The 8549-nt window shown below is 61.7% G+C and carries 7 protein-coding genes; all 7 read right to left on the bottom strand.

Going from position 1 to position 8549, the window contains the following annotated elements; translation table 11 throughout:
• Positions 1-271: 271 nt before the first annotated feature.
• On the bottom strand, positions 272-1807 hold the full coding sequence (locus PAF17_RS16935; protein WP_271890278.1) for a tripartite tricarboxylate transporter permease: 1536 nt from the start codon (positions 1805-1807) through the stop codon (positions 272-274).
• 9 nt (positions 1808-1816) lie between these two features.
• Entirely contained in the window at positions 1817-2254 is a 438-nt protein-coding gene (locus PAF17_RS16930) for a tripartite tricarboxylate transporter TctB family protein (RefSeq protein ID WP_271890277.1), read from the bottom strand.
• Between the two features lie 53 nt (positions 2255-2307).
• Positions 2308-3225, bottom strand: a complete 918-nt coding sequence (locus tag PAF17_RS16925) for a Bug family tripartite tricarboxylate transporter substrate binding protein (protein ID WP_271890280.1) — start codon at positions 3223-3225, stop codon at positions 2308-2310.
• 136 nt (positions 3226-3361) lie between these two features.
• Positions 3362-4534, bottom strand: coding sequence for an alpha/beta hydrolase (locus PAF17_RS16920; protein WP_271890276.1), 1173 nt, complete (start codon positions 4532-4534; stop codon positions 3362-3364).
• Between the two features lies 1 nt (position 4535).
• Positions 4536-5372 carry a citryl-CoA lyase gene (locus PAF17_RS16915; RefSeq protein ID WP_271890275.1) on the bottom strand — a complete coding sequence of 279 codons (837 nt, stop codon included), beginning with the start codon at positions 5370-5372 and terminating at the stop codon, positions 4536-4538.
• Positions 5369-6562, bottom strand: coding sequence for a CaiB/BaiF CoA transferase family protein (locus tag PAF17_RS16910; protein WP_271890274.1), 1194 nt, complete (start codon positions 6560-6562; stop codon positions 5369-5371). The genes PAF17_RS16915 and PAF17_RS16910 overlap by 4 nt, the downstream gene beginning before the upstream one ends.
• A complete protein-coding gene (locus PAF17_RS16905; protein WP_271890273.1) occupies positions 6555-8477 on the bottom strand; it encodes a TRAP transporter permease in 1923 nt (640 codons plus the stop codon). Before PAF17_RS16905 ends, PAF17_RS16910 begins: the two co-directional genes overlap by 8 nt.
• Positions 8478-8549: the final 72 nt, after the last annotated feature.

Below are 8549 nucleotides of genomic sequence, written 5' to 3'. Positions count from 1 at the left end.
GACCTTCAGGTTATGAGCCGATCAGAGGCGAAAATCGGAAATCTAATAAATTCAGCACGTTACGCGACAACCGTTTGATTTCTCGCGATTTCCATTCCTGCATTCGACTGCATCAAGCGCCTTCGAACGGCACAACACGCGCAAAAACCGCAGCCGAGGGTTGAGGTGGCGTTGAGGTAGGCGTTCTGTTGCTTAATCGGCCAGCTCTTTCTCGACCGATCAGTGCCGAGAAAGAGCGCGTTCTTGATGGCTCAACAGTATTTGCCTGCCATCAATCGGTATCGAGCGTTTCGCCGTCGAAAGGCTGCTTCTCCTTTACGCGGAAGAAGCGTCCGAGAACGATCGGCGCAACGAAGCCCGCAATTGCGAAAAGCCAGATGCCGATGGCGAGCGGGCTGTCGACAAGCGCCCACCAATCGCCGTCCGAGATGGTCAGTTCGCGGCGCAGGTTGGCCTCCATCAGCTTGCCCAGCAACACGCCGAGGATGATCGGCACCAGCGGGATGTCGAGTTTGCGGAACAGCCAGCCGATGACCCCAAACGCGATCATCACCAGAAGGTCAAAGGTCGAGCCGGATATGCCATAGACGCCGACGAAAGAGATCATCGCGACGGCTGGCATCAGGTAGCGGGTCGGCACCTGCAGGACTTTGACGAACAGCTTGATCAGCGGCAGGTTCAGCGCCAGCAGCATGATATTGGCGATGAACAGCGCCGCAATCAGGCCCCAGACCACATCCGGGTTCTGCTGGAACAACAGCGGACCGGGCGTGATGTTCAAGGCCAACAGCAGCGACAGCAGCACCGCTGTCGTGCCCGAACCCGGCACACCCAGCGCCAGCATCGGTACCAGCGCCCCACCGGCGGCGGCGTTATTGCCGGCCTCGGGGGCGGCGACGCCGCGTGGATCGCCCTTGCCGAAGGTCTTGTTCTTGTCCGAAACCTTCTTTTCCAGCGTATAGGCCAGAAACGAACCCAAAGAAGCGCCTGCCCCCGGAAGAACCCCGGCGACAAAGCCCACGACCGTGCTGCGGGCCATGGCCGGGGTCGTCTCGATCAGATCCCTTTTGGTGACGGTGGTGCGGCCCAAGGGCACGCTGTCGGTATCCATCCCCCCGCCCGAGCGGTTTTCGAGGAAGATGAACACCTCGGACAGGGCAAAAAGGCCGACGATCACCACCAGAAAGTCGATGCCGTCATAGAAATGGACATTGTTGAAGGAAAACCGCGTCACCCCGGTCTGTTGATCAACGCCGATCATCGCGATCAGCAGGCCAAAGCCGGTGGCCAGCAGCGATTTCATCTGGTTGCTGGCAGCGACGCCGCCGATGGTGGCAAAGGCGAGCGCGAACAACGCGAAATACTCGGCCGGGCCGAACAGCAGCGCGACATCGACCAGTTGCGGCGCAAGAAAGACCAGACCCCAGGTGGCGAAGAACGCGCCCACGAACGAGGCGATGCCCGAGATCGCCAGTGCTTCCCCGGCCCTGCCCGCTCGGGCCATCGGATAGCCGTCCAGGCAGGTCATCATCGCCGGTTCATCGCCGGGTATGTTCAGCAGGATCGAACTAATCCGCCCCCCATACATCGCCCCGTAATAGACCGAGGTCAGCAGGATAAGCGCAGGCGTCGCGCCAAGGCCAAGGCTGAAGGCCAGCGGGATCAGGATCGCCACACCGTTCGAGGGGCCAAGCCCCGGCAGCGCGCCGATGATCGTCCCGAGCAAACAGCCGATAGCCGCCAGCAGTAGGCTCTGCATGCTCAGCGCGACAAGGAAACCGTCGCCAAGTGAAGATAATGCTTCCATGATAGCCTCCTAGAAGCCAAGCGGCCCGACCGCGAGGGTCAGTCCAAGGGCAAGGTGAAAGACGGCGTAGATCCCCAGCGAAATTCCAATGCCGGCGATCGCCGCCTGAACCGGTGGGGCACCAAGCCGCCAGGCAAGGATGCCACCGGCGAAGAAGGTCGCGATGATGAAACCCAGGACGGGCAGCAATTCCGCATATGCGATGAAGACGACGACACCCAGCCCCACCTCCATGAAGCCGGACAGCTTGGGCCAATTTGGCTCTGCGTCCGGCTTCAGCATGACGCCCAGCCCAGCCAGCGCAAGCACGGCACAGATGATCACCGGAAAGGTCTTCGGTCCCAGCGGGTCCGAGATGAACGGAATTTCGATCAGGGTCGTTCGCCAGATGAAGAAAACAGCGACAAGGATGGCTATCCCGCCGACAATTCTGTCAGTGCGTAACATTCTCTCCTCCCAAAACAGGAATGGTGGCGGCCCGTTCAAGGGCCGCCAGGTGATCACTTGATCAGGCCGATCTCGCGCGAGAGTGTCTGGATCTCTTCGACAGAGCTGGCGACGAATTGCTGGAACGCCTCACCCGACAGATCCAGCGGTGCGATGCCGTTGGTCTCCATAACCTGTTTCCACTCTAGCGAATCGTAAAGCGTCTTGAGGTTTTGCGTCCAATATTGATAGGCATCGTCGGTCATTCCGCCGGGGGCGTAAAAGCCGCGCCAGTTGGCGCCGACAGCGTCGATGCCCTGTTCCTTGGCAGTCGGGAAGCCGGCGAAATCTCCCTCCATCCGCTCGGGTGCCAGAACTGCCAGCACCTTGATGTCGCCGGAATCCACAAAGCCCTTGGCTTCAGACGCATCGCCGGTGAATGCCTGAACGGAACCTGCGAGCAGCTGGGTGATCGCCTCGCCGCCGCCTTCGAAGGCGACATACTTGACCGTCCGGACATCTTCGACCCCAGCCTTCTTGGCCATGGACAGGACCTTCAGATGGTCCCAGCCGCCGACGGCAGAACCGCCCGCGAAGGCGACTGAGCTAGGGTCGGCTTTCACCTGGTCGATCAGTTGCGGCAGCGTTTCGACGGAGGAATCCGCTGCGACCGCGATGATGCCATAATCGGCCCCGACCGAGCCGATCCAGCGGACCTGATCCATGTTACCGCCTGGGAAAGCCCCTTGCGCAAGCCGTGTCGCCGTGGCCGATGATGCGGCGACGATGACATTGTTATCTTCGTTGCGCTTGTTGGTAATCTGGGCAAAGGCCACGCCGCCCGAACCGCCGGTCAGGTTCGTCACCTGCATTGTGCCCGAGATAAGGCCCAGATCCTGCAGGGTCTTGCCAACCTGACGGCAGGTGAAGTCCCATCCGCCGCCGGGATTGGCAGGCGCGATGCACTCGGTCGCGCCGGGATCAAAGGCCATTGCGGCACCGGGGAGCGTCAAGCCGGCGATGATGACGGCCGCTTTTGCGAAGTAGACATATTTCATAGGTAGTTTCTCCTCTCCATGTAAGGTTTTCTTGAGACGGGACGGGGTCCTCCCGGCTGCGTCCGCAACATCACTCGACATTCCGGGTGACCCATTCGGCCAGGAAGCCAGCGATCTCTAGATTGTTTTTCTCGAGCATCATCATGTGACCGTTTCCCTTGATGCCGTGGTCCTCGAGCCGTACGAAGTCGACATCCGCCCCCGCCTGCGCCAGGTAGCGGGCGGTGCAATGGTCATAGACGGCGTGGTAAGACGCCTCTCCGACAGCGATCAGGATCGGGATCCCCGCCAGGTTTGGGATCTTTCGCGCTGGCTCCGGCTGCATCCAGCACACAACGAGATCCGGCGCGTCGGCCTGTGCCTGCTTTTGCGGTTTCAAGTCCTCGGGCGCGCTTACCGGAGGGTCATAGGTAATCGCAATGTCCGTCGGCCCCCAAGGCCTGGCAGCACCGTCACCCAGAACCGCATCCTGAAAAGGCGGGCCAAGCGGCTCAATCGATACGATGCCCTTCACAAGGTCCGGGCGCGCGTCTGCGATCAGCCAGCCGAATGCTCCAGCTTGGGAATGGGTCAGCAAAATGGCAGGGCCAATCCTGTCAAGAAGTGCCGCCCCAGCCTTTTTAACCAGCGCCTGCGTATCGGCATTGCTTTTCAGGAATTCGACTTGCGTCGCATAGAACGCGTCGAAGGTCTCGTCGCCCTTCAGGCCGGTTCCAGGCCACTGATCGTGTTTTTGGGCCTGAGTCCATGTTCCTCCGTCGCGCGAGGCCGTGAACAGCTTCTGGATGATTGGCGCCGGAAAGTTTCTGAGTTCTCCATCGAATTCGGGGTGATAGGCAGAACGGCCGCGAGCTGGCTGATCAACCATGTAGACGACAAACCCAGCCTGCAGAAAGTAATCTGCCCATCCCTCGCGGCCATCGGGCGTCCCCATCCAATTGGTCGCGGTCTGCGCCGCACCGTGAAACAGAACCAATGGATAGGGCTGCGTGACATCATTCGGGACCAGCACCTCGACATACATCGCGCCGTCGACGACCTCTGCGCCTGGCTCGCCGACATACTCGCCGCCGGCGAAGAAATAGCCGCGTGCAGCCAGGTGAGCCTGGTCCTGAACGGCTATGCTACTCGGAACTTCATAGGCCGACGGTTTTGTTTCGGCTGCCGGCGTCTGAGCTGACACCGGCGCAGAGAAAGCAAGGATTGCTGCACTTGCCATGAATACTGTCTGTATCCGCTTCACGTTATGCTCCTTCCGACCCGACAGTCCGTTCACCCGGAGCCGGGCCGTCATAGGTGTAGAGAAACCGGGGCGGCACGGGCCCCTTGTTACGTCCGCCCTGCTGGGTCTGCTCCCAGGCATGGGCAAGGATTCCGACCGAGCGGGACAGGCAGAACAGCCCACGCGCCAGCGGCGGCTCGCAGCCCAGTTCGGCAAAGATGACGGCCGTGGCGCCGTCGATATTCATCGGCACCGGTGTACTGCGCCCGGCGCCGAGATGGTGCTCGACCGCCTCGCCGATATCGGCAAAGCGGCCCGAGACGCCGCCCTTGACTGCGACATTCCGCACCAGCTCCAGCAGGCGCGGCGCCCGCGGGTCCCCATACTTGTGGAATCGATGACCGAAACCGGGGATGAACTTTGTGCGGGTCTGCTGCCAGTCGGCAACTGCGGCTGCCGTTGCATCCTCAAGCGATGCGCCTGCATCCTGACGGGCAGCGATGTCGTAATAAAGCTCCAGCGTCTGCTGGCCAGCGCCGCCGTGCACGTCACCAAGCATATTCACCGCGCTTGCCATGGCATTGTTCAGCGCCAGCCCGCAGGTCACGGCGCTGCGCGCTGCCGCGATCGAAGGCGCCTGCGGGCCGTGATCGACACCGGCAACCAGTGCGGCGTCGAGTAGCTCGGCCTCGGCGCTGTTGGGCAGACGACCCGCAACCATCAGCCAGATCATCGCCGGGAAGCTGACATTGCCGATCAGCTCCTGAATCGGATATCCGCGGAACCCGATCACCCCGGGATGCATGTCGATGATCGACGTGCGCCACCAGTCACGGACGTCCTGTGCGTCGCTGCTCATATCTCTCCCCTTTCTCGCATGGACTGAATGTCGGCGGCCGCGTATCCCAGAGACGCTAGGATCGCGTCGTTATCGGCCCCGAGCGCTGGTGGAGGTGCCGCGACCGAGGGCGCCTCGCCATCCAGTTTGATTCCCGTTCGAAGCACCTGGACGGGCTTGCCGACGCCCGGCACATCAGAAAACTCGGCGACCATTCCGCGCGTGCGGATGACTTCGTGTTCAAGTACTTCCGGCAACTCGAGCACGGCGCCCGCAGGCACACCAAGGCGGTTGAGCTCCTTGGCGATCTGCCTCGCATCGCGCGACGCAAGTGCCGCCTCGATCTCGGCTTTCAGCATCATGCGGTTCTTCTTGCGGTCCTCTCGCGTCGCGAACTCGAGGCGCGACAGAAGATCCTCACGGCCGATATGTCGGGCAAGAATCTCCCATTGCTCATCCTTGTTGGCAGCGATGTTCAGCGGGCCTGTCCCGGTCGCGAATGTGCCCGAGGGCGCAGAAGTGAGGTTCTCGTTGCCGTTCGGCGTCGGCCGCTGGCCCGCAACCAGCCAATTCGAGACCGCCCAACCCATCGTGGCGATCAGCGATTCCAGCATCGACACGTCGATGAAGGTGCCCCGCTTCGGCGCATTCAACGCGGCCGCGATGGCGAAGGCGGCGGTCAGCCCGCCGACCGTGTCGGCAACCGGATAGCCGACACGCAAGGGCGCGCTATCGGCGTCGCCGGTGATCGACATGACCCCCGAAGCCCCCTGCACGATCTGGTCATAGGCCGGCCGATGGGTCCACGGGCCAGTCTGTCCGAAACCCGAGATCGCGCAATAGATCAGTTCGGGCCGCGCGGTCTTCAGAACGTCATAGCCAAGATGCAGCCGGTCCATCACGCCGGGGCGGAAGTTCTCAACCAGCACATCGGCCGTCCGAACCAGTCGCTTCAGCAACTCCTTGCCTGCCTCGGTCTTCAGATTGGCAGTCACCGATTTCTTGCCTGCATTCTGAGCAAGAAAGGACACTCCCATTCCCGCAACATTCAGTGCTGGGTCGGCGCCAAGATTGCGGGCCAGGTCGCCAGTCTTTGGCACTTCGACCTTGATCACCTCGGCACCCAGATGTGCCAGTTGGTGGCAGCAGAACGGACCAGCGAGGACATTGGTCAGGTCAAGAACTCGGACGCCCTCAAGTGGCTTATTCATGACCTGCTCCTTTGTATTTGAGAATGGAAACGGCAAGGATCACGGCGCCACCCAGGAAGGCCGTCCACCAGCCGGGCGCCATGATGAAAGCTGCTGCCAACCCGAGTGCGAGCCGCAACGGAATGCTGAGTTTGCCGAACAGGAAGCCAACATGCGCCGCCGAAAAGCCGAGGATCGCCAGCAGCAGGAACGGCATGATCATCAGCGCGTCGATGACGCCCGTGTCCTGCGTGCCGACCATGATCTCGGGGTGATAGATCCACGCAATCGGCAGGACGAAGCCAACAGCCGCAAGGCGCAGCGCGGTCATCGCAAGCCGGATTGGATTTTCCTTGGCAATAGCGGCGGCGGCGAAGATCGCCAGTGCAACCGGTGGCGTGATCGCCGACAGAACCGCGTAGTAGAAGACGAACATATGCGTCGACAGTTCCGAGATCCCGAGTTCCATGATAGCGGGGCCGGCGACGAAGATGACCATCAGGTAGGAAGCAGCCGTCGGCAGCCCCATGCCCAGCACGATCGAGCAGACTGCCGCCAAGACCAGGGCTGCCAGCAGGTTCTGATCGCCAAGCGCGGTGATCTCCTGGTTCAGCTTGATACCAAGGCCGGTGGAGGTAATGGCGGCGATAACGATGCCGATGGCCGCACAGGACAGCATCACCGACAGACCCTCGCGACCGGAATCGACGATGAAGGTCGGCCAGTCAGACCCTTTCAGCCGCGTATCGGGCAGGATCATGGCAACCGCGACGATGACGCCGCTCGCCACCAGGCCTGAATATGTCGCGGGATATCCCAAAAAAAGCAGCGTCAGCAACGTGCCGAAGCCCACTACCAGCACGGCCGCACGGCTATACATGCGGCGGTCCCATGCCGGGGCCTCGACGTCCAGCGGCGCGATGTTCAGACGACCGGCCTCTAGCGCGACGGCAACCGAGAGCGAAACCAAATAGAGGATCGCGGGCACGATCGCGGCCAGCATGATGGTCACATAGGGAATGCCGGTCACATCGGACATAATGAATGCACCGACGCCCATCACCGGCGGCATGATCTGCCCGACGCAAGATGCGGTCGCTTCGACCCCGCCCGCGAAGCGGCCGCTATAGCCGGCCTTGCGCATCATCGGGATCGTCAGGACACCGGTCGAGGCCACGTTGGCCGGCGCCGAGCCGTTGATGGACCCGAACAAGGCGGATGCAATGATCGCGCATTGCGCAGGACCCGAACGCTGCCTGCGCGTCAGCATCAGGGCAAGATCGTTGAAGAAATCGCCCGCTCCAGTCAGCCGCAGGGCGACGCCCAGGATCACGAAGACCAGCACGATGTCGACCACGGACCCAAGAGCCACGCCGAAGATGCCGCGATAGCCGTAGGAAATCTCCAGCACGCGGTTCATCGACATCGGCCGATGCTCCAGCAGGCCGGGCATCATGTGTCCGAAGAACAGGTAGATCAACGCCGCGATCACCACCCCGGTCAGCAGCCAGCCTTCCGCCCGATGCGCGCCGATGACCACGACCAGCGAGCCGATCGCATAGCAGAGCAGGTCCCAGTTGTTGGGAAGCCCTTCGCGGTTGGCGGCGATGTCGTCATACTGGTTGGTGTAGTAGGTATAAGCGAAGGTCGCGCCCGCAATCAGCAATGCGGTTACGACGAGATCCAGCGGCCGGCGCCGCCCGTACTTGTCGACAAACGCGGGGCGCAGGCAGAAGATGGCAACCAGCCCCAGGTAGAGAACGGTCCCATACTGCACTTCCGAGGGAAAGCGCCCGAAAAGCTGGGTGTATATGATGAATAGCGGGATCAGACCCGCCGCAGCAAGTCCAAGGGCCTGGACCGCCGCGTAAGGTGCACGATCATCTGCCGTGTCCGGCATGAGGCCGCGCACGAAGGCTTCAACCGAGACATTCATATGCTCGTTCCTTCGATAAGGTTGGCTGTTTGGCTAAAAGGATCCCCGGGCGATGCGCCTGGGTTGATTGAC

It is taken from the genome of Paracoccus onchidii, from assembly GCF_028294535.1.
In the GTDB taxonomy this organism is placed as follows: domain Bacteria; phylum Pseudomonadota; class Alphaproteobacteria; order Rhodobacterales; family Rhodobacteraceae; genus Paracoccus; species Paracoccus onchidii.
The sequence above is the reverse complement of the archived record's forward strand: the minus strand, read 5'-3'. Positions and strand labels throughout refer to the sequence as shown.

Excerpts from the sequence above, each read along its gene's own strand:
- PAF17_RS16935 (WP_271890278.1), bottom strand. The coding sequence starts at position 1,807 with ATGGAAGCATTATCTTCACTTGGCGACGGTTTCCTTGTCGCGCTGAGC.
- PAF17_RS16930 (WP_271890277.1), bottom strand. The coding sequence starts at position 2,254 with ATGTTACGCACTGACAGAATTGTCGGCGGGATAGCCATCCTTGTCGCT.
- PAF17_RS16925 (WP_271890280.1), bottom strand. The coding sequence starts at position 3,225 with ATGGCCTTTGATCCCGGCGCGACCGAGTGCATCGCGCCTGCCAATCCC.
- PAF17_RS16915 (WP_271890275.1), bottom strand. The coding sequence starts at position 5,372 with ATGAGCAGCGACGCACAGGACGTCCGTGACTGGTGGCGCACGTCGATC.
- PAF17_RS16910 (WP_271890274.1), bottom strand. The coding sequence starts at position 6,562 with ATGAATAAGCCACTTGAGGGCGTCCGAGTTCTTGACCTGACCAATGTC.
- PAF17_RS16905 (WP_271890273.1), bottom strand. The coding sequence starts at position 8,477 with ATGAATGTCTCGGTTGAAGCCTTCGTGCGCGGCCTCATGCCGGACACG.